This window comes from Paracoccus seriniphilus (assembly GCF_028553745.1).
GTDB lineage: Bacteria > Pseudomonadota > Alphaproteobacteria > Rhodobacterales > Rhodobacteraceae > Paracoccus > Paracoccus seriniphilus.
On record NZ_CP067129.1, the window covers coordinates 1,075,694 to 1,095,458 of the forward strand.

At 61.1% G+C, this 19,765-nt stretch carries 19 protein-coding genes; 17 read left to right on the forward strand and 2 right to left on the reverse strand.

Going from position 1 to position 19,765, the window contains the following annotated elements; genetic code table 11:
- Positions 1 to 83: 83 nt before the first annotated feature.
- Positions 84 to 476 (reverse strand): DUF4260 domain-containing protein, encoded by a 393-nt coding sequence (locus tag JHW44_RS05305; RefSeq protein WP_089343074.1) that lies wholly within the window; start codon positions 474 to 476, stop codon positions 84 to 86.
- Positions 476 to 3,334, reverse strand: coding sequence for an excinuclease ABC subunit UvrA (gene uvrA / locus JHW44_RS05310; RefSeq protein ID WP_089343073.1), 2,859 nt, complete (start codon positions 3,332 to 3,334; stop codon positions 476 to 478). The genes JHW44_RS05305 and uvrA overlap by 1 nt, the downstream gene beginning before the upstream one ends.
- A 235-nt stretch (positions 3,335 to 3,569) precedes the next feature.
- Here uvrA and JHW44_RS05315 point away from each other — a divergent pair, with 235 nt between their 5' ends.
- From JHW44_RS05315 to JHW44_RS05395, 17 genes are all read left to right on the forward strand, one after another.
- Positions 3,570 to 7,004, forward strand: a complete 3,435-nt coding sequence (locus tag JHW44_RS05315; protein ID WP_089343072.1) for a pyruvate carboxylase — start codon at positions 3,570 to 3,572, stop codon at positions 7,002 to 7,004.
- A gap of 261 nt (positions 7,005 to 7,265) precedes the next feature.
- Positions 7,266 to 7,631, forward strand: a complete 366-nt coding sequence (locus JHW44_RS05320) for an NADH-quinone oxidoreductase subunit A (RefSeq protein ID WP_089343295.1) — start codon at positions 7,266 to 7,268, stop codon at positions 7,629 to 7,631.
- Positions 7,622 to 8,155: a NuoB/complex I 20 kDa subunit family protein gene (locus tag JHW44_RS05325; protein ID WP_272850303.1), complete on the forward strand. Its 534-nt coding sequence runs from the start codon at positions 7,622 to 7,624 to the stop codon at positions 8,153 to 8,155. Before JHW44_RS05320 ends, JHW44_RS05325 begins: the two co-directional genes overlap by 10 nt.
- A 3-nt stretch (positions 8,156 to 8,158) precedes the next feature.
- A complete protein-coding gene (locus JHW44_RS05330; RefSeq protein ID WP_089343071.1) occupies positions 8,159 to 8,779 on the forward strand; it encodes an NADH-quinone oxidoreductase subunit C in 621 nt (206 codons plus the stop codon).
- A 166-nt stretch (positions 8,780 to 8,945) separates the two neighbouring features.
- A complete protein-coding gene (locus JHW44_RS05335) occupies positions 8,946 to 10,190 on the forward strand; it encodes an NADH-quinone oxidoreductase subunit D (protein WP_089343070.1) in 1,245 nt (414 codons plus the stop codon).
- Complete coding sequence (locus tag JHW44_RS05340) at positions 10,190 to 10,540, forward strand: hypothetical protein (protein WP_089343069.1); 351 nt, start codon at positions 10,190 to 10,192, stop codon at positions 10,538 to 10,540. Before JHW44_RS05335 ends, JHW44_RS05340 begins: the two co-directional genes overlap by 1 nt.
- A 7-nt stretch (positions 10,541 to 10,547) precedes the next feature.
- Positions 10,548 to 11,732 (forward strand): NADH-quinone oxidoreductase subunit E, encoded by a 1,185-nt coding sequence (locus JHW44_RS05345; RefSeq protein ID WP_089343068.1) that lies wholly within the window; start codon positions 10,548 to 10,550, stop codon positions 11,730 to 11,732.
- Between the two features lie 31 nt (positions 11,733 to 11,763).
- Positions 11,764 to 12,270, forward strand: coding sequence for a hypothetical protein (locus tag JHW44_RS05350; RefSeq protein WP_089343067.1), 507 nt, complete (start codon positions 11,764 to 11,766; stop codon positions 12,268 to 12,270).
- Positions 12,270 to 12,485 (forward strand): DUF5337 domain-containing protein, encoded by a 216-nt coding sequence (locus tag JHW44_RS05355; RefSeq protein WP_089343066.1) that lies wholly within the window; start codon positions 12,270 to 12,272, stop codon positions 12,483 to 12,485. Before JHW44_RS05350 ends, JHW44_RS05355 begins: the two co-directional genes overlap by 1 nt.
- A 28-nt stretch (positions 12,486 to 12,513) precedes the next feature.
- The gene (nuoF, locus tag JHW44_RS05360) at positions 12,514 to 13,809 is read left to right on the forward strand and encodes an NADH-quinone oxidoreductase subunit NuoF (protein WP_089343065.1); all 1,296 of its coding nucleotides are present in this window, start codon (positions 12,514 to 12,516) and stop codon (positions 13,807 to 13,809) included.
- Between the two features lie 103 nt (positions 13,810 to 13,912).
- Positions 13,913 to 14,332 carry a DUF5333 domain-containing protein gene (locus tag JHW44_RS05365; RefSeq protein ID WP_179217634.1) on the forward strand — a complete coding sequence of 140 codons (420 nt, stop codon included), beginning with the start codon at positions 13,913 to 13,915 and terminating at the stop codon, positions 14,330 to 14,332.
- A 10-nt stretch (positions 14,333 to 14,342) separates the two neighbouring features.
- Positions 14,343 to 16,367: an NADH-quinone oxidoreductase subunit NuoG gene (gene nuoG / locus JHW44_RS05370; RefSeq protein WP_089343064.1), complete on the forward strand. Its 2,025-nt coding sequence runs from the start codon at positions 14,343 to 14,345 to the stop codon at positions 16,365 to 16,367.
- A 4-nt stretch (positions 16,368 to 16,371) separates the two neighbouring features.
- Positions 16,372 to 17,142 carry a hypothetical protein gene (locus JHW44_RS05375; protein ID WP_089343063.1) on the forward strand — a complete coding sequence of 257 codons (771 nt, stop codon included), beginning with the start codon at positions 16,372 to 16,374 and terminating at the stop codon, positions 17,140 to 17,142.
- An 18-nt stretch (positions 17,143 to 17,160) separates the two neighbouring features.
- A complete protein-coding gene (gene nuoH, locus JHW44_RS05380; RefSeq protein ID WP_089343062.1) occupies positions 17,161 to 18,192 on the forward strand; it encodes an NADH-quinone oxidoreductase subunit NuoH in 1,032 nt (343 codons plus the stop codon).
- 3 nt (positions 18,193 to 18,195) lie between these two features.
- Positions 18,196 to 18,687 (forward strand): NADH-quinone oxidoreductase subunit NuoI, encoded by a 492-nt coding sequence (gene nuoI / locus JHW44_RS05385; protein ID WP_089343061.1) that lies wholly within the window; start codon positions 18,196 to 18,198, stop codon positions 18,685 to 18,687.
- Entirely contained in the window at positions 18,684 to 19,097 is a 414-nt protein-coding gene (locus tag JHW44_RS05390) for a carboxymuconolactone decarboxylase family protein (protein WP_089343060.1), read from the forward strand. The genes nuoI and JHW44_RS05390 overlap by 4 nt, the downstream gene beginning before the upstream one ends.
- Positions 19,094 to 19,696, forward strand: coding sequence for an NADH-quinone oxidoreductase subunit J (locus JHW44_RS05395; RefSeq protein WP_089343059.1), 603 nt, complete (start codon positions 19,094 to 19,096; stop codon positions 19,694 to 19,696). The genes JHW44_RS05390 and JHW44_RS05395 overlap by 4 nt, the downstream gene beginning before the upstream one ends.
- Positions 19,697 to 19,765: the final 69 nt, after the last annotated feature.

The window sequence follows — 19,765 nt, forward strand, 5'->3', positions numbered from 1 at the left end:
GGGAGGGCGCGGGGGTGCGCAAGAGGAAAAATGCACCCGGATATGATTTTTTCGGATGTTCATGGTTAAGTATATGTTTTTCATTATTTTTTTTGAGAAAATTCCTGACCCGAGGCCGGGTCTTTCCCGCCCAGATGGGTGGTCCTGAATCCGATTTCATATTTCAATCCGAATCCCAGCGCCCGATCTGCCCCGACATGCGTCAGCCAGAAGGCACCGACGGCGATCAGGGCGGGTTGCCCGACCAGCAGCCCGATCAGAGCCAGCAGCATGCCCCCCGCATAAAGATGGAACAGATTGTAGATCGCGGCCCCGATGCGCGGCCCGGCAAGATATCCCAGCATCGACAGATCCGGCGCAAGCAGCGCCAGCGGCCAGACCCAAAGCGGCCAGCCCGGCTGGGTCATGGCGGCCAGCGGAATCGCCGCCACGCACATGGCAGCGCCTTCGATCCGCTGCCATGCCACCGGAGACATTATTCCGCCGCCCGGATGCGCGACTGTTCGAGCATCGGTCCCAGATAGCGGCCGGTATGACTGGCCTCGACCTCGGCCACGGCTTCGGGGGTGCCGGTGGCGACAATCAGCCCGCCGCCATCACCGCCCTCGGGGCCGATGTCTATGATCCAGTCGGCGGTCTTGATGACATCAAGATTGTGTTCGATCACCACGACCGTATTGCCCTGATCCACAAGACTGTGCAGCACTTCCAGCAACTTGCGCACATCCTCGAAATGCAGGCCGGTCGTCGGCTCATCCAGGATATACAGCGTTCGGCCCGTCGAGCGGCGCGACAGTTCCTTGGACAGCTTGACCCGCTGTGCTTCGCCGCCCGACAGCGTCGTTGCCTGCTGGCCGACCTTGATATAGCCCAGCCCGACCTTCATCAGCGCGTCCATCTTTTCACGGATCGCAGGCACGGCCGAAAAGAACTGCTGCGCATCCTCGACCGTCATGTCCAGCACATCGGCGATGGATTTTCCCTTGAAGGTGACCTCCAGCGTTTCGCGGTTATAGCGTTTGCCCTTGCAGGTTTCACATTCGACATAGACGTCGGGCAGGAAGTGCATCTCGATCTTGATGACACCATCGCCCTGGCAGGCCTCGCAGCGCCCGCCCTTGACGTTGAAGCTGAAACGTCCGGGCTTGTAGCCGCGCGCCCGGGACTCGGGCAGACCGGCGAACCAGTCGCGGATCGGCGTGAAGGCCCCGGTATATGTGGCCGGATTCGAACGTGGAGTCCGCCCGATGGGGCGCTGGTCGATGTCGATGACCTTGTCCAGATGCTCCAGCCCCTTGATCGTCTCGCAGGGGGCGGGGGTCTGGCGCGCGCCGTTCAGGCGCATCGACGCGGTCTTGAACAGCGTTTCGATGGTCAGGGTCGATTTGCCGCCCCCCGATACGCCCGAAACGCAGATGAATTTTCCCAGAGGGAATTCAGCGGTCACATTCTTCAGGTTGTTTCCGGTGGCATCAACCACCGTGACCTTCTTGCCATTGCCCTTGCGCCGCTCTGTCGGGACGGCGATTTCGCGTGCGCCGGAAAGATACTGCCCGGTGAGGCTGGCGGGATCGGCGGCGATCTGCTCGGGCGTGCCGTGACTGACCACGGTGCCGCCATGGACGCCCGCTCCGGGGCCCATGTCGAACACGTAATCTGCATGGCGGATCGCGTCCTCGTCATGTTCGACGACCAGGACGGAATTGCCCTGATCGCGCAGATTCTTCAGCGTCGTCAGCAGCCGGTCGTTGTCACGCTGGTGCAGGCCGATCGAGGGCTCGTCCAGCACATACAGCACGCCGGTCAACCCGCTGCCGATCTGGCTGGCCAGGCGGATCCGCTGGCTTTCGCCGCCCGACAGGGTGCCGGCCGCGCGTGAAAGGGTCAGATAGTTCAGTCCGACATTGACCAGAAAACCCAGCCTTTCGCGGATTTCCTTGAGGATGGCGCGGGCGATCTCGTTCTTCTGCGCACTGAGATGCCGGGGCGCGGCCTCGATCCAGTCCAGAGCTTCCTGAATCGACAGTTCGACCACCTGGCCGATGTGGAACCCGGCAATCTTGACGGCGAGGGCCTCGGGTTTCAGGCGATAGCCGTTACAGGTGCCGCAGGGGCGGTTGTTCTGATAGCGCTCGAATTCGTCGCGCACCCATTGGCTGTCGGATTCGCGCAGGCGCCGCTGCATGTTCGGAATCACGCCTTCGAAGACCCGGCTGATTTCATAGATCCGCCCGGCATCGTCAAAGCGGAACATGATCTGCTCATCCCCCGATCCATAGAGAAACAGACGCTGGATATTCTCGGGCAGATCCCGCCAGGGGGTCTTCTTGTCGAAGCCGTAGTGTTTGGCCAGCGCATTGACTGTCTGGGTCAGATAGGCAGATTTCGACTTGGCCCAGGGCAGGATGGCCCCCTTGGCAATCGACAGCGAACTGTCGGGCACGACCAGCCGTTCGTCGAAGAACAACTCGACCCCAAGGCCGTCACAGGCCGGGCAGGCGCCGAAGGGCGCATTGAAGGAAAACAGCCGTGGCTCGATTTCGGGAATCGTGAAGCCGCTGACCGGGCAGGCGAAATTTTCCGAGAAGGTCAGCCGCTCGGGTTCGCCTTCGGGCGGGGCGGTTTCCAGAATGGCGATTCCATCCGCCAGATCCAGCGCCGTGCGCAGTGAATCGGCCAGCCGGGTCTCCAGCCCTTCGCGCACGACGATCCGGTCCACCACCACGTCGATATTCTGGCGGAATTTCTTGTCCAGCACCGGCGGTTCGTCCAGATCGTGGAAAGTGCCATTGACCTTGACGCGCTGGAAACCCTGCTTGCGCAGTTCCAGGAACTCTTTCTTGTATTCGCCCTTGCGGTCGCGAACGATCGGCGCCAGCAGATAGGCGCGGGTGCCTTCTTCCATGGCCATGATCCGGTCCACCATGTCCTGCACCTGCTGGGCTTCGATGGGCAGACCGGTGGCGGGGCTGAAGGGCGTTCCGGCGCGCGCGAACAGCAGGCGCAGATAGTCGTAGATCTCGGTCACGGTTCCCACGGTCGAGCGCGGGTTCTTCGAGGTGGTCTTCTGTTCGATGCTGATGGCCGGGGACAGACCACTGATGTGGTCCATGTCCGGCTTGCCCATCATGTCCAGAAACTGTCGCGCATAGGCCGACAGGCTTTCGACATAGCGCCGCTGACCCTCGGCATAGACCGTGTCGAAGGCCAGTGACGACTTGCCGCTGCCCGACAGGCCGGTGATGACAACCAGCTGGTCGCGCGGAATGTCCATGTCCACGCTTTTCAGATTATGTTCGCGTGCGCCACGAACCTCGATGAACTTCTGTTCCATGTCCGAGCCTTTTCCGACCAAGGGCATCACATAGGCAGGCCGCGTGAAAAAGCAACCGGCGCGATAGGAACATAAGCAGAACTGTTGTGCAAGTCGGGGCAGCGGACGCCGGGGCAGGCAATGTTTCAAACTCATTTCGTGCAACAAATGCGGGTTTTGCAAACATCTGCATTGCAAAAGCTTGCGCTGCGTTGCGGCATCGCTAGGATGCCGCAAACCGAGAAGAGGGGCCGGGATGTTTCAAAAAATTCTTGTGGCGAACCGCGGCGAGATCGCGATCCGTGTGCTGCGTGCGGCAAACGAACTGGGCAAGCGAACGGTTGCGGTCTATGCCGAAGAGGACAAGCTGGGGCTGCATCGCTTCAAGGCAGACGAGGCATATCGCATTGGCGAGGGGCTTGGTCCGGTCGCGGCCTATCTGTCGATTCCCGAGATCATCCGGGTTGCCAAGGAAAGCGGCGCCGACGCGATTCACCCCGGTTACGGGCTGCTGTCCGAAAACCCCGATTTCGTCGATGCCTGCACCGAGGCCGGCATCACCTTCATCGGTCCCAAGGCCGAAACCATGCGGTCGCTGGGTGACAAGGCCAGCGCGCGCCGCGTCGCGATCGAGGCCGGCGTGCCGGTCATTCCCGCGACCGAGGTGCTGGGCGAGGATTTCGAGGCCATCAAGCGCGAGGCCGCCGAAGTCGGCTATCCGCTGATGCTGAAGGCCAGCTGGGGCGGTGGCGGACGCGGCATGCGACCGATCAATAACCCCGAAGAGCTGATCGAGAAGGTCCGCGAGGGTCGCCGCGAAGCCGAGGCCGCATTCGGCAACGGCGAAGGTTATCTGGAAAAGATGATCCTGCGTGCCCGCCACGTCGAGGTGCAGCTGCTGGGTGACACCCATGGCGGATTGTATCACCTGTATGAACGTGACTGCACCGTGCAGCGGCGCAACCAGAAGGTCGTCGAGCGCGCCCCGGCGCCCTATCTGAGCGAAGAACAGCGTGCCGAGGTCTGTGCGCTGGCGCTGAAGATCGGGCAGGCGGTCGGCTATGAATGTGCCGGCACCGTCGAATTCCTGATGGATATGGACACGCAGCAGTTCTACTTCATCGAGGTGAACCCGCGCGTGCAGGTCGAACATACCGTCACCGAAGAGGTGACCGGCATCGACATCGTGCAGGCCCAGATCAAGATCGCCGAAGGCGCGACCCTGGCCGAGGCCACGGGGGCGGCCTCGCAGGACGAGGTGACCCTGTCGGGTCATGCGCTGCAGTGTCGCGTGACGACCGAGGATCCGCAGAACAACTTCATTCCCGATTACGGTCGCATCACTGCCTATCGCAGTGCCACCGGCATGGGGATTCGCCTGGATGGCGGCACGGCCTATGCGGGCGGTGTGATCACGCGCTATTACGATTCGCTGCTGGTCAAGGTGACGGCATGGGCGCAGACGCCCGATCAGGCGATCAAGCGGATGGATCGCGCCCTGCGCGAATTCCGGGTGCGGGGTGTCAGCACGAATATCGATTTCGTCATCAACCTGCTGAAGCATCCGACCTTCCTGGATGACAGCTATACGACGAAATTCATCGACACGACGCCCGAGCTGTTCACCTTCAAGAAGCGTCGCGACCGTGCGACCAAGATCCTGACCTATCTGGCCGATATCAGCGTCAACGGACATCCCGAGACGGCTGGCCGGGCCTTGCCACCTGCGCAGTTGCGCGCTCCGGTGCCCCCCGCGCCCAAGGCCGATCCGGCACCCGGTACACGGCAATTGCTGGAAGAGCAGGGCGCGCAGGCCGTGGCAGACTGGATGGCTGCGCAAAAGCAGCTGCTGATCACCGATACGACCATGCGGGACGGGCATCAGTCGCTGCTGGCGACGCGGATGCGCTCGATCGACATGATCCGCGTGGCACCCAGCTATGCCGCCAACCTGCCGCAATTGTTCAGCGTCGAATGCTGGGGCGGGGCAACCTTTGACGTGGCCTATCGCTTCCTGCAGGAATGCCCCTGGCAGCGGTTGCGCGACATTCGTCAGGCCATGCCGAACCTGATGACGCAGATGTTGCTGCGTGCCAGCAACGGCGTGGGCTATACGAATTATCCCGACAATGTGGTGCAGTTCTTCGTCAAGCAGGCCGCGGAAACCGGCGTGGACGTGTTCCGGGTCTTTGACAGTCTGAACTGGGTCGAGAACATGCGCGTCGCCATGGATGCGGTGATCGAATCGGGCAAGATCTGCGAAGGCACGGTCTGCTACACCGGCAATATGCTGGACCCGAACCGGTCCAAATATGACCTGAAATACTATGTGAACATGGCGCAGGAGTTGAAGGCTGCCGGTGCGCATGTCCTGGGCCTGAAGGACATGGCCGGTCTGCTGAAACCTGCTGCCGCGCGGGTTCTGATCAGGACGCTGAAGGAAGAGGTCGGTCTGCCGATCCATTTCCACACCCATGACACCAGCGGCATGGGCGGGGCCACGATCCTGGCGGCGGCCGAAGCGGGCGTCGATGCGGTCGATTGCGCCATGGATGCGCTGTCGGGCAATACCAGCCAGCCGACCCTTGGCAGTGTTGTCGAAGCCCTGGCCCAGACCGATCGCGACACCGGGCTGGATGTCGCGGCGATCCGGTCGATCAGCAATTACTGGGAGCGCGTGCGCGAAAGCTATGCGGCCTTTGAATCGGGCCTGCAGTCGCCCGCGTCCGAGGTCTATCTGCACGAAATGCCGGGCGGCCAGTTCACCAACCTGAAATCGCAGGCCCGCTCGATGGGGCTTGAGGATCGCTGGCACGAGGTCGCGCAGGCCTATGCTGACGTGAACCAGATGTTTGGCGATATCGTGAAGGTCACGCCCTCGTCCAAGGTTGTCGGGGACATGGCGCTGATGATGGTCGCGCAGAACCTGACCCCGGAACAGGTTCTGGATCCGCAGGTTGATGTCAGCTTCCCCGATTCGGTGGTCGACATGATGCACGGCAATCTGGGGCAGCCCCCCGGAGGCTGGCCCGAAGCCCTGCAGAAGAAGGTGCTCAAGGGCGAGGCGCCGATCACCGACCGTCCCGGTGCGCATCTGGAGCCGGTCGATCTCGAGGCCAAGCGCGCCGAACTCTCGGCACTGCTGGAAGGTCGCGAGGTCGATGACGAGGATCTGAACGGCTATCTGATGTATCCCAAGGTCTTCCTTGACTACATGGGCCGTCACCGCACCTATGGTCCGGTCCGGACGCTGCCGACCCGCAATTTCTTTTATGGAATGGAGCCGGGGCAGGAGATCACGGCCGAGATCGACCCGGGCAAGAAGCTGGAAATCCTGCTGCAGGCCGTGGGCGAGACCGACGAGGCCGGCGAGGTCAAGGTGTTCTTCGAACTGAACGGCCAGCCGCGCTCGATTCGCGTCCCCAACCGCAAGGTGACCGCGGCAACGGCTGCACGGCCCAAGGCCGATCCCGCCAATTCCGCACAGCTTGGCGCCCCGATGCCGGGCGTGGTCGCTTCGGTCGCGGTGACCCAGGGGCAGGCGGTCAAGCAGGGCGACATGCTGCTGACCATCGAGGCGATGAAGATGGAGACCGGCATCCACGCCGATCGCGATGGCACCATCAAGGCCATCCATGTCACGCCAGGCGCGCAGGTCGATGCCAAGGATTTGATGATCGAATTCGACTAGGATTCGGTTTCGGAGCTGCCCGAAAACTCAGCGCCGCCGGTCTGGAACCGGCGGCGCTTTGCTTTGTGATATGCCTTCCGGGCCTGTTGGCGCTATCCTGATCGGCGCAAAAAATGGAATAACTTGTCAAAATCCCTTCGCTTCGTTCCATTTCCTGCGGTCTCCGCCCGTTGACCCCGCTGCCGGTCGGGTCTAAACCGACCGCAGCCAACCCGTCGCGGGAAGCCAAGTTTCCCCGCGGCCCACAAGGGGAACTTGCCCGTGGAAACTCTGTTGCAGGAATATCTGCCCGTTCTGGTCTTCGCAGCGATGGCTTCGGCGCTTGCGCTGGTGCTGATGCTGGCGGCTGTGATTGTCGCGGTCCGCAACCCGGATCCAGAAAAAGTCAGCGCATATGAGTGCGGTTTCAACGCCTTTGACGATGCGCGGATGAAATTCGATGTCAGGTTCTACCTGGTCTCGATTCTGTTCATCATCTTCGATCTGGAAGTCGCCTTCCTGTTTCCCTGGGCAACCAGCTTTGCCGGGCTTTCAGATGTGGCCTTCTGGTCGATGATGGTCTTTCTGGGCGTGCTGACGGTAGGCTTTGCCTATGAATGGAAGAAGGGGGCGCTGGAATGGGCGTGATGACCGGTGCCAATACCGCAGGCGCGGATCGTGAATTTGCGACCAAGGCGCTGAACGCGGAATTGCAGGACAAGGGTTTCCTGCTGACCACGACCGAGGACATCATCAACTGGGCGCGCAACGGCTCGCTGCACTGGATGACCTTTGGTCTGGCCTGCTGCGCCGTCGAAATGATGCAGGTTTCGATGCCGCGCTATGACCTGGAACGTTTCGGGACCGCACCGCGCGCGTCTCCGCGCCAGTCGGACCTGATGATCGTGGCCGGCACGCTGACCAACAAGATGGCCCCGGCCCTGCGCAAGGTCTATGACCAGATGCCCGAGCCGCGCTATGTCATCAGCATGGGCAGCTGCGCCAATGGCGGCGGTTACTATCACTACAGCTATTCGGTTGTCCGGGGCTGTGACCGCGTCGTTCCCGTCGATATCTATGTTCCGGGCTGCCCGCCGACAGCCGAGGCGCTGCTCTACGGCATCTTGCAACTTCAGCGCCGCATTCGGCGCACCGGCACGTTGGTGAGGTGAACCATGGCAGTCTATCCTGATCTGGACACGCTGGAACAACTGGCCGAGCATATCAAGCTGCGCCGCAGCGCAGAGGTGCTGTCGGCGAAGGTCGAATTCCAGGAACTGACCGTTACCTCGACCGTCAGCGGCATCGTCGATCTGATCGAGTTCCTGCGCACGGACAGCAGCTGCCGCTTCTCGACCCTGGTCGATATCACGGCAGTCGATTACCCACAGCGTCCGCAGCGTTTTGACGTCGTCTGGCATCTGCTGTCGATGTATCAGAACCACCGCATCCGGGTGAAGGTTGCGATCCGCGAGGATGAAATCGTTCCCTCGCTGATCAATATTCATCCCTCGGCCAACTGGTTCGAACGTGAAATCTTCGACATGTTCGGCATCCTTTTCTCGGGGCATCCCGATTTGCGCCGGATCCTGACCGACTATGGGTTCCGCGGCCATCCGCTGCGCAAGGATTTCCCGACCACCGGTTATGTCGAAGTGCGCTATGACGAGGCCGAAAAGCGCGTTGTCTATGAGCCGGTCAATCTGGTTCAGGAATACCGCCAGTTCGATTTCCTTTCGCCATGGGAAGGCGCGAAATACGTGCTGCCCGGCGACGAAAAGAAAGACGCGACATGAGCATGTTCAGCGCAAGCCGCCCGTGCCGGCGGAATTCCCGGCGCGTCGCGGTGACGACTGAAATCTTTACCGATTGCAGACCCGCCAATCTTGGTTTGGCCGGGCAGCTTCGCGGTATGTCCGGGGCCCGCCTTGCGGCCGGGCTGATGCCGCAACAGGAGGGCTGATGATGGACGGCGATATCCGCAACAATCAATATGACGACGGCTCGTCCGATGCCCTGGTGGGCGAACAGCGTATCCGCAACTTCAACATCAATTTCGGGCCTCAGCACCCCGCCGCCCATGGCGTGTTGCGGATGGTTCTGGAACTGGACGGCGAAATCGTCGAGCGCTGCGATCCGCATATCGGGTTGTTGCATCGCGGCACCGAAAAGCTGATGGAAAGCCGCACCTATCTGCAGAACCTGCCTTATTTCGACCGACTCGACTATGTCGCGCCGATGAATCAGGAACATGCCTGGTGCCTGGCGATCGAACGGCTGACCGGCACCGTTGTGCCGCGTCGCGCCAGCCTGATCCGGGTGCTCTATTCTGAAATCGGCCGGATTCTGAACCACCTGCTGAACGTGACGACACAGGCCATGGATGTCGGCGCGCTGACGCCGCCGCTCTGGGGCTTTGAAGAGCGCGAAAAGCTGATGGTCTTTTACGAGCGTGCATGCGGTGCGCGCCTGCACAGCGCCTATTTCCGCCCCGGTGGCGTCCATCAGGATCTGCCGCCCGAGTTGATCGACGATATCGAGGCCTGGTGTGATCCCTTCCTCAAGGTGCTGGCCGATATCGACGGGCTGCTGACCGAGAACCGAATCTTCAAGCAGCGCAACGCCGATATCGGTGTGGTCACCGAACAGGATGTCCTTGACTGGGGCTATTCGGGCGTCATGGTGCGCGGTTCGGGTCTGGCCTGGGATCTGCGTCGCAGCCAGCCCTACGAATGCTACGACGAATTCGACTTTGAAATTCCGGTGGGCAAGAATGGCGACTGCTATGACCGCTATTTGTGCCGCATGGAAGAGATGCGCCAATCCGTCCGGATCATGCGTCAGGCCATCGCCAAGCTGCGCGAGCCTGCCGGGCAGGGCGATATTCTGGCCCGTGGCAAGCTGACCCCGCCGAAACGCGGCGACATGAAGCGCGACATGGAAAGCCTGATCCATCACTTCAAGCTGTATACCGAGGGTTTCCACGTCCCTGCCGGCGAAGTCTATGCCGCGGTCGAGGCACCCAAGGGCGAATTCGGTGTCTATCTGGTCAGCGACGGGTCGAACAAACCCTATCGTGCCAAGATCCGTGCCCCCGGATTCCTGCATCTGCAATCCATCGACTGGATGTCCAAGGGACATATGCTGGCTGACGTTTCGGCCATCATCGGGACCATGGACATCGTGTTCGGTGAGGTTGATCGCTGATGCTGCATGATCTGGTGCAGATCTTTGGCTGGCTGGTCGCCATCTGTCTGGGGGTGGTCACGCTGCTGCTGGCCTTCAACCGTCAGACCGGCCTGCGCCTGATTCAGCACCGGGCCGAAATGTTGCCGCAGGCGATGCTGGTGCGTTACGGTGCCCTGACCCTGTTGGCGGTGATCGGATCATGGATCGGTACACCGGTCTTCCTGTTTGCCGTGCTGATCGCCTTTTCCGCGATCGGTTTCGGAGATGCATTCATTTATCGTCGGGCGGACCTTCCGTTCCGGCTTCACCTGATCGTTGGCGGGGTCGCGTTGTTCGGCGCCCTGCTTGCGTTGATCGCGAAGAGCTGAGGTCGTCATGCTGCGCCGTCTTTCTCCCGTCCAGCCCGACAGTTTTGAATTCACGCCCGCCAATCTGGAGTGGGCCCGTGCACAGATGACCAAATATCCGGAAGGTCGCCAGCAATCGGCGATTATCCCGATCTTGTGGCGTGCACAGGAGCAAGAGGGCTGGCTGTCGCGCCCCGCCATCGAATATTGCGCTGATCTGCTGGGCATGGCCCATATTCGCGCACTCGAGGTGGCGACATTCTATTTCATGTTCCAGCTGCAACCGGTTGGAAGCATTGCCAATATCCAGATCTGTGGCACCACCAGCTGCATGATCTGCGGAGCCGAGGCCCTGATCGAGGTCTGCAAGCGCAAGATCGCGCCGACCCCGCATACGGTTTCGGCCGATGGCAAGTTCAGCTGGGAAGAGGTCGAATGTCTCGGCGCCTGCGCCAATGCGCCGATGGCCCAGATCGGCAAGGATTATTACGAGGATCTGACGCCCGAGAAACTCGAGGCCCTGATCGATGCGATGTCCGAAGGGCAGGTGCCGCAGCCGGGGCCGCAGAACGGCCGCTTTGCCTCTGAGCCGGCGTCAGGGCTGACCAGCCTGACGGATCTGAAGGGCACGGGCGATTCGGCGAATGCCAGTGTTTCGCTGGCTCGTCGATACGGTGAAACGCTCAAGCGCATCGATGGCACCGAGGTCCCGATCCTGACCAAATGGCTTCGCAAGGATCAGCCTGCCGATGCGGTGGATCAAAAGTCCGGTTCGGATCAGACAGATGACGCAGAGCCCCGGCCTGCCGAGGGCAAGGCTGCGGATGCCACCGGCGTGACCGAACAGCAGGCGCAGGCCAGATCGGCGGCGCAACCCGTATCCGCGCGCGAGCCGGCGGCCCAGGCCGACACGGTCGGCCGCCGTCCCGAGGGGCTCGATGCCCCGAGAGACGGCACTGCCGATGATCTGAAAATGATCAAGGGCGTCGGGGCCAAGCTGGAGGAATTGCTGCACAGCCTCGGGTTCTTCCATTTCGACCAGATCGCAAGCTGGGGCGAGGAAGAACTTGCATGGATCGACGCGAATCTGGAAGGCTTCAAGGGACGGGCATCACGCGACGAGTGGGTGTCTCAGGCAAAACAGCTTGCCTCTGGTGGCGAGACCGAGTTTTCCCGCCGTGCCGGCGCGGATGGCCGTTATGACGAGGAGTAAGACGACCGCAACCTGAATGGGATAACGCGACATGCCGACCGAAAACGATACAAGACTTTGCTGGATCTCTGGCGCCGGCCTTGGCCTGCTGGTCTGGATCCTGACGGTCGGGCCCGGAGATCTGAACTGGTTCGAAGGTCTGGTTCTTGCTCTTGTGTCGGGGGGCCTTTTCGGGGTCTTCCTGATTTGGCTTCTATGCCGCGGTGAACCTGCGATGGACGCATCGCATTGGGCGCCCCCTCCCTTCACGGGGAACCCGGCGGTACGGCCGAAGAAGACCGTTCCGGCAGTTCGGGACGACTTGAAGGAGATCAGGGGGATTGGCCCGAAACTGGAAGAGATGCTAAATGAACATGGCATCACCCGTTTCGCGCAGATCGCGGCCTGGGACGACAAGGAGATCGATCATTTCGCCGAGGTGATCGGTCGCATGGGTGGTCGAATTCGCAATGATGACTGGGTTGGGCAGGCCCGGACCTTGACGGCAGGTGGCGGCACCGAGTTTTCGAAGCGGGTCGAAGAAGGCGGCCTGTATTGATGGCCCGGCAACAGGATCGCGACTCGGCCCAGATGCGGCTGACGGGTCTGGTCATTGCCGTGGCAATGGTTCTCTGGCTGGCCGTTCAGTGGCTGGGGGGGCATTATGGATGGGCGGCGAAATGGGCTTTTCTGGCCGATCTTGCCGCGATTGGCGCTTTTGTCTGGTCGCTGCTCGTGACCTGGCGTATCTGGCGGCGCAGGAACGATGCGTGACGCCCGGATGATGAGGATTGATAGTTAGATGCTGAAAGACCAGGATCGCATTTTCACCAACCTCTATGGCATGGGTGATCGCAGCCTTGACGGCGCCAAGCGCCGTGGCCATTGGGACGGAACGGCCGAGATCCTTGGCCGGGGGCGTGACAAGATCATCGAACAGGTCAAGGCCTCGGGCCTGCGCGGTCGCGGTGGCGCGGGCTTCCCGACCGGGTTGAAATGGTCCTTCATGCCCAAGGAATCCGATGGGCGTCCGGCCTATCTGGTCATCAATGCCGATGAATCCGAACCGGCGACCTGCAAGGACCGCGAGATCATGCGCCACGATCCGCATACGCTGATCGAAGGTGCGCTGATCGCCAGTTTCGCGATGAATGCCCATACCTGCTATATCTACCTGCGCGGCGAATACATCCGCGAGCGCGAGGCCCTGCAGGCGGCGATCGACGAATGCTATGATGCCGGGCTGCTGGGCCGCAATGCCTGCGGATCGGACTGGGATTTCGATCTCTATCTGCATCACGGGGCAGGGGCCTATATTTGCGGTGAGGAAACCGCTCTTCTGGAAAGCCTGGAAGGCAAGAAGGGCATGCCGCGGATGAAGCCGCCCTTCCCTGCGGGTGCGGGGCTCTATGGCTGCCCGACCACCGTGAACAATGTCGAATCGATTGCCGTTGTTCCGACCATCCTGCGCCGCGGTCCCGAGTGGTTTGCCGGCTTTGGCCGTCCCAACAACGCAGGCGTCAAGCTGTTCGGCCTGACCGGTCATGTCAACAACACCTGCGTGGTCGAGGAAAGCATGTCGATCAGCATGAAAGAGTTGATCGAGAAACATGGCGGCGGGATTCGCGGCGGCTGGAAGAACCTGAAGGCGGTCATCCCCGGCGGTGCTTCCTGTCCGATCCTGACGGCGGAACAATGCGAAACGGCCATCATGGATTATGATGGCATGCGCGAGATGAAATCCAGCTTCGGCACAGCCTGCATGATCGTGATGGATCAGCAGACCGATGTCATCAAGGCTGTCTGGCGTCTGTCCAAGTTCTTCAAGCACGAAAGCTGCGGTCAGTGCACGCCGTGCCGCGAGGGCACAGGCTGGATGATGCGGGTGATGGAACGCCTGGTCACGGGCGAGGCAGAGGTCGAGGAAATCGACATGCTGCTGGATGTGACCAAGCAGGTGGAAGGTCACACGATCTGCGCACTCGGCGATGCCGCGGCCTGGCCGATCCAGGGGCTGATCCGCAACTTCCGCGAGGAAATCGAGGACCGCATCAAGGCGAAACGTACCGGACGCATGGGGGCAATGGCGGCGGAATGAGGAACGGGGCGAACATCGCTCATACCTCGTGGACGGGGTCATGTGGGAGTTTCATGCTCCCGAACTGTCGTGGCCTGTGTCACGGCGGGGCGGAGAGCTGCGCATGACTGCATTCGTCCGACATGGTGCCATCGCCACGCTTTTCGCCTCGACGCTGGCAGCTGCCAACCCGGCTGCGGCGCTGGAGCCGTTGAGCCAGGAAAGATACATCAACGACCGGCTGATCGCTGCGCGGATTGCCGATCGCATTCGCCGGGAATGCCCTTCGATCAGCGGTCGCCTTGTCTATGCCTTCATGCAGGCCCGGGAACTGAAGAAATACGCCCTGCAGAAGGGCTATTCCGAAGCGCAGATCGACGGGTTTCTGGACAGCAAACAGGACAAGAAACGGATTTATGCCACCGCCGAGGACTATATGGCCCGCAATGGGGTCAAGGCGGGGGACCCGGAAAGCTTTTGCCGTCTGGGACGGGAAGAAATCGCACGGAAGACGGTCACCGGATCGCTTCTGAACGCCAAGTAAGGATGGAATGATGGCCGAATTGCGGACAATCAAGATCGACGACAATGAAATCGATGTCGATCCCAACCTGACCCTGATCCAGGCCTGCGAACAGGCCGGGATCGAAATTCCGCGCTTTTGCTATCACGAACGGCTGTCGATCGCGGGCAATTGCCGGATGTGTCTGGTCGAGGTCGTCGGCGGTCCCCCCAAGCCGGCTGCGTCCTGCGCGATGCAGGTCAAGGATTTGCGCCCCGGACCGGAAGGTGCGCCCCCGCAGATTCGCACCAACAGCCCGATGGTCAAGAAGGCCCGCGAAGGGGTGATGGAATTCCTGCTGATCAACCACCCGCTGGACTGTCCGATCTGTGACCAGGGCGGCGAATGCGACCTGCAGGATCAGGCCATGGCTTATGGCGTGGACTTCAGCCGCTATCGCGAACCCAAACGCGCCTCGGAAGAGCTGAATCTTGGGCCGCTGGTCGAAACGCATATGACCCGCTGCATCAGTTGCACGCGCTGCGTTCGCTTCACCACCGAAGTCGCCGGCATCAGCCAGATGGGCCAGACCGGTCGCGGCGAGGACAGCGAGATCACCAGCTATCTGAATGAAACGCTGGCGTCGAACCTGCAGGGCAATATCATCGATCTTTGCCCGGTGGGCGCCTTGGTCAGCAAGCCCTATGCCTTCACCGCCCGCCCGTGGGAACTGACCAAGACCGAAACCATCGACGTGATGGATGCGCTTGGCAGCAATATCCGCGTGGACACCAAGGGACGCGAAGTGATGCGCATCCTGCCGCGCAACCATGACGGCGTGAACGAGGAATGGATTTCGGACAAGACCCGTTTTGTCTGGGACGGCCTGCGTCGCCAGCGTCTGGACAAGCCCTATATTCGTGAGAACGGCAAGCTTCGCGTCGCTTCCTGGCCCGAGGCCCTGACGGCTGCGGCGCGCGCCATGACCGGCAGGAAGGTCGCCGGTCTGATCGGGGATCTGGCTTCGGTCGAGGCTGCCTTCAGCCTGACGCAGCTGATCGGCAACCTGGGCGGACATGTCGAATGCCGGACCGATGGCGCGCGGCTGCCTGCGGGCAACCGTTCGGCCTATGTCGGCACCGCGCGGATCGAGGATATCGACAATGCCGCAATGATCCAGCTGATCGGCACCAACCCGCGCGAAGAGGCGCCGGTGCTGAATGCGCGTATTCGTCGCGCATGGATCAATGGCGCGAAGGTCGGTCTGGTCGGCGCAGCCGTCGATCTGACCTATGAATATGCCCATCTGGGCACGGATCGCGCCGCGCTGCAAAGCCTGACCGACAAGGAGATCAGCGACGAGACCCGCGAGAAACCCTCGGTGGTGATCGTCGGGCAGGGCGCGATTCGCGAAGCCGATGGCGAGGCCGTGCTGGCCCATGCCATGAAGCTGGCCGAAGCAAGCAATTCCAAGCTGATGATCCTGCATACGGCCGCCGGTCGCGTCGGTGCCATGGATGTCGGCGCCGTGACCGAGGGGGGCCTGACCGCCGCCGTCGATGGGGCCGAGGTGGTCTATAATCTGGGTGCAGATGAGGTCGAAATCGCACCGGGTGCCTTTGTGATCTATCAGGGCAGCCATGGTGATCGCGGTGCCCATCGCGCCGACATCATCCTGCCTGCGGCCTGCTATACCGAGGAAAACGGCCTGTTCGTGAACACCGAAGGCCGGCCCCAGCTGGCGATGCGGGCGAATTTCGCCCCCGGCGAAGCCAAGGAGAACTGGGCGATCTTGCGGGCCCTGTCGGCGGAACTGGGCCAGCAACTGCCTTGGGACAGCATGGCACAGTTGCGTCAGGCGCTGGTCAAGGCGGTTCCGCATCTGGGCAAGGTCGATCAGGTTCCCGAGAACGAATGGCAACCGCTTGAGCTGGCCGATCTTGGCAAGGCGGATTTCGTGAATCCGATCAAGGATTTCTATCTGACCAACCCGATTGCGCGCAGTTCGCCCCTGATGGCAGAACTGTCCCGTATGGCAGCGGCGCGGCAATCAGTTTCTGCGGTAGCAGCGGAGTAAGAACATGCGGCCAGCATATCGCCAGCCTCAGACATTCATCGCCGCGCTTGGCTTTTGCGCGGTGCTGTCGGGCTGCGCGGCTGACAATTCCGACGGCCGTCCGCCCGAAAAGCCCGATCATGTCACGGCAAGCATCGTCACCACAGGCAAATCCGGCGGCGCGGCGCGGCTGGGCCAGGCGCGCATCTCGACGAAATCCGGAGAGATCCTGATTCTTGAAGAAGATGGCAGCGTGACCAAGATGAACCTGGACAGTCCGGCCGGACGCGATGCCTTTGAAGTGACCGAGGCCGACCTGATGGCGCTGAATGCCAATCTGGATCTGGACCTGACAGGTGCAACGGGCGGTCGCCGGCATTCCTCGGGGCCAACCGCGCAGGAGAAGGCGATCGCCGAATTCGCCCGGCGGACTCAGCCCGCATTGCCGGAATGGAGAGACGACAAGATCGTTGCTTCTGAAGACTTTCTGGGCAGCAAGGTCGTCACTCTGGGCGATGGCAAGAAGACCGATCTCGTCGAGGTGACTGCAAATCTTCGCGAAGGGGTGGACGCCGATATCGCCTTTTCGTATGCCACCTGCGCATTGGCCGGTTGGGCAAAGGCAGAGGGCGCCAGATACGGGCGTCATATCCGCACGCTACAGCAGACCCGTGACGGCAAACTGCTGATCGGTGCGGCCTTTACGATATCCGACAGCAAGCCTTTGGGCCTGCGGGTAATGGAAACGAATGAGACCTTGCGCGAATGCAAGGCACGCGGCATTCCCGCGGCGTAAGGAAGAGGGACAGGCGTCATGGCTGATTTTTGGGCATCTTCCTGGGGTATCGCCCTGATCCTGCTGTTGCAGGGTCTTGCGGTGATTGCCTTTGTGATGCTGTCGCTGGTTTATATGGTCTATGGGGACCGCAAGATCTGGGCGGCGGTGCAGATGCGGCGCGGACCGAATGTGGTCGGCCCCTGGGGGCTGTTTCAGACCTTCGCGGATGCGCTGAAATATATCGTCAAGGAAATCGTGGTTCCGGCAGGGGCGGATAAATTCGTCTTTTTCCTGGCACCATTCCTGTCGATGACACTCGCCTTGACAGCCTTCGTGGCGATTCCTTTCGCTCCGGGCTGGGTGATGGCCAATATCAACGTCGGCGTGCTGTTCATCATGGCCGTGTCCTCGCTGGAGGTTTACGGCGTGATCATGGGCGGCTGGGCGTCGAACTCGAAATATCCCTTCCTAGGCTCGCTGCGCTCGGCCGCGCAGATGATTTCCTACGAGGTCAGCCTGGGGCTGATCATCGTCGGCATCATCATCTCGTCCGGCTCGATGAACCTGACGGCCATCGTCGAGGCACAACGCGGGGCAGGGCTGCTGTCGTGGTACTGGCTGCCGCATCTGCCGATGCTGGTGCTGTTCTTCGTCAGCGCCTTGGCCGAAACCAATCGCCCGCCCTTTGACCTGCCCGAGGCAGAATCAGAACTGGTTGCAGGCTTCATGGTCGAATATTCCTCGACGCCCTATCTGCTGTTCATGGCCGGTGAATATATCGCCATGTGGCTGATGTGCGCGCTGATCTCGCTGCTGTTCTTCGGCGGCTGGCTCTCGCCGATCCCGGGCATCCCCGATGGTGCGCTGTGGATGTTCGTCAAGATGGTGTTCTGGTTCTTCATGTTCGCCATGGTGAAGGCGATCGTGCCGCGGTACCGCTATGATCAGCTGATGCGGATTGGCTGGAAAGTCTTCCTGCCGCTGTCGCTGGCTTGGGTGGTGATTGTGGCGTTCCTTGCGAAATTCGAAGTCTTCGGGACTTTCTGGGCCCGTTGGGCAGGAGTGTAAGACATGGCATTCGACATTGCGCGCGCCACCAAATATTTCCTGATGTTCGACTTCATCAAGGGATTTGGTCTGGGGCTGAAATACTTCTTCGCGCCGAAGGCCACGCTGAACTATCCCCATGAAAAGGGGCCGCTGTCGCCGCGCTTTCGCGGAGAACATGCGCTGCGGCGCTATCCCAATGGCGAGGAACGCTGCATCGCCTGCAAATTGTGCGAGGCGATCTGCCCCGCACAGGCAATCACCATTGATGCCGAGCCGCGCGAAGATGGCAGTCGGCGCACCACGCGCTATGACATCGACATGACGAAATGCATCTATTGCGGCTTCTGTCAGGAAGCCTGCCCGGTGGATGCGATCGTCGAGGGGCCGAATTTCGAATTTGCGACGGAAACCCGCGAAGAGCTGTTCTACGACAAGGAAAAGCTTCTGGACAACGGTGCCCGCTGGGAAGCCGAGATTGCCCGCAACATTGCAATAGATGCGCCCTACAGATGACAGACCCGTTCAAGAATATGTTTCAGCAGATGCTGCAATCCGGGCAAGAGATGGCGCGCTCTTTCAACCCGGCATTGGAACATGTGGATACCAAGGCTTTTGAAAAGCTGATCCCGACCATGCCGTCGGACATGCTGGAAATGTGGTTCGGCAAGACCTTCAACCGTGACGGACTGGACGCGCGCACCCGCCTGCTGGTGACGATCGCGGCCATGACGGTGCAGGGCGCCCATGCCGAGCCGCAGTTGCGCCTGACAATTCGCCACGCCATCGAAGCGGGCGCGACGCCGCGTGAGATTGCCGAAGTGATTTATCAGATGGGGATGTTTGCCGGCATCCCGGCCATGCAGAAAGCGCTTGAGATCGCGCAGAGCGTGTTCACCGAATCCGAGGGGAAAGAAACCGAATGATAACCTTTGCTTTCTATCTGTTCGCGATCTCGGTCTGCACTGCCGGTTTCATGGTGGTTCTGGCGCGCAACCCGGTGCATTCGGTGCTGTGGCTGATCCTGGCCTTCCTGTCGGCGGCCGGTCTGTTCGTGCTGCAAGGCGCGGAATTCGTCGCGATGCTGCTGATCATTGTCTATGTCGGCGCTGTCGCGGTGCTGTTCCTCTTTGTCGTCATGATGCTGGATGTGGATTTCGCCGAACTGAAGGGGGAATTCGCCCGCTACCTGCCTCTGGGCGGGCTGATCGGGCTGGTTCTGCTGGCACAGCTGGGGATCGCCTTTGGCGCCTGGGAAAGTTCGCAACAGGCCGAGGCCCTGCGCGCCGCGCCGATCGTCGCGGAATCCATGAACACCAATGCCATCGGGACGATCCTGTATGACCGCTATCTCTTGCCGTTCCAGTTTGCCGGTCTGATCCTGCTGGTTGCCATGATCGGTGCGATCACGCTGACCATGCGTCACCGCAAGGATGTGAAACGGCAGGATGTCGTGGCGCAGATGCACCGCGATCCGGCCAAGGCGATGGAACTGAGGAATGTGAAGCCCGGCCAAGGGCTTTGAACGCTGCATGATGGATTGCAGTGGCTGACCGACCCGGGGCCGGGTCTGCTGGCGAACGAATATTTCAAC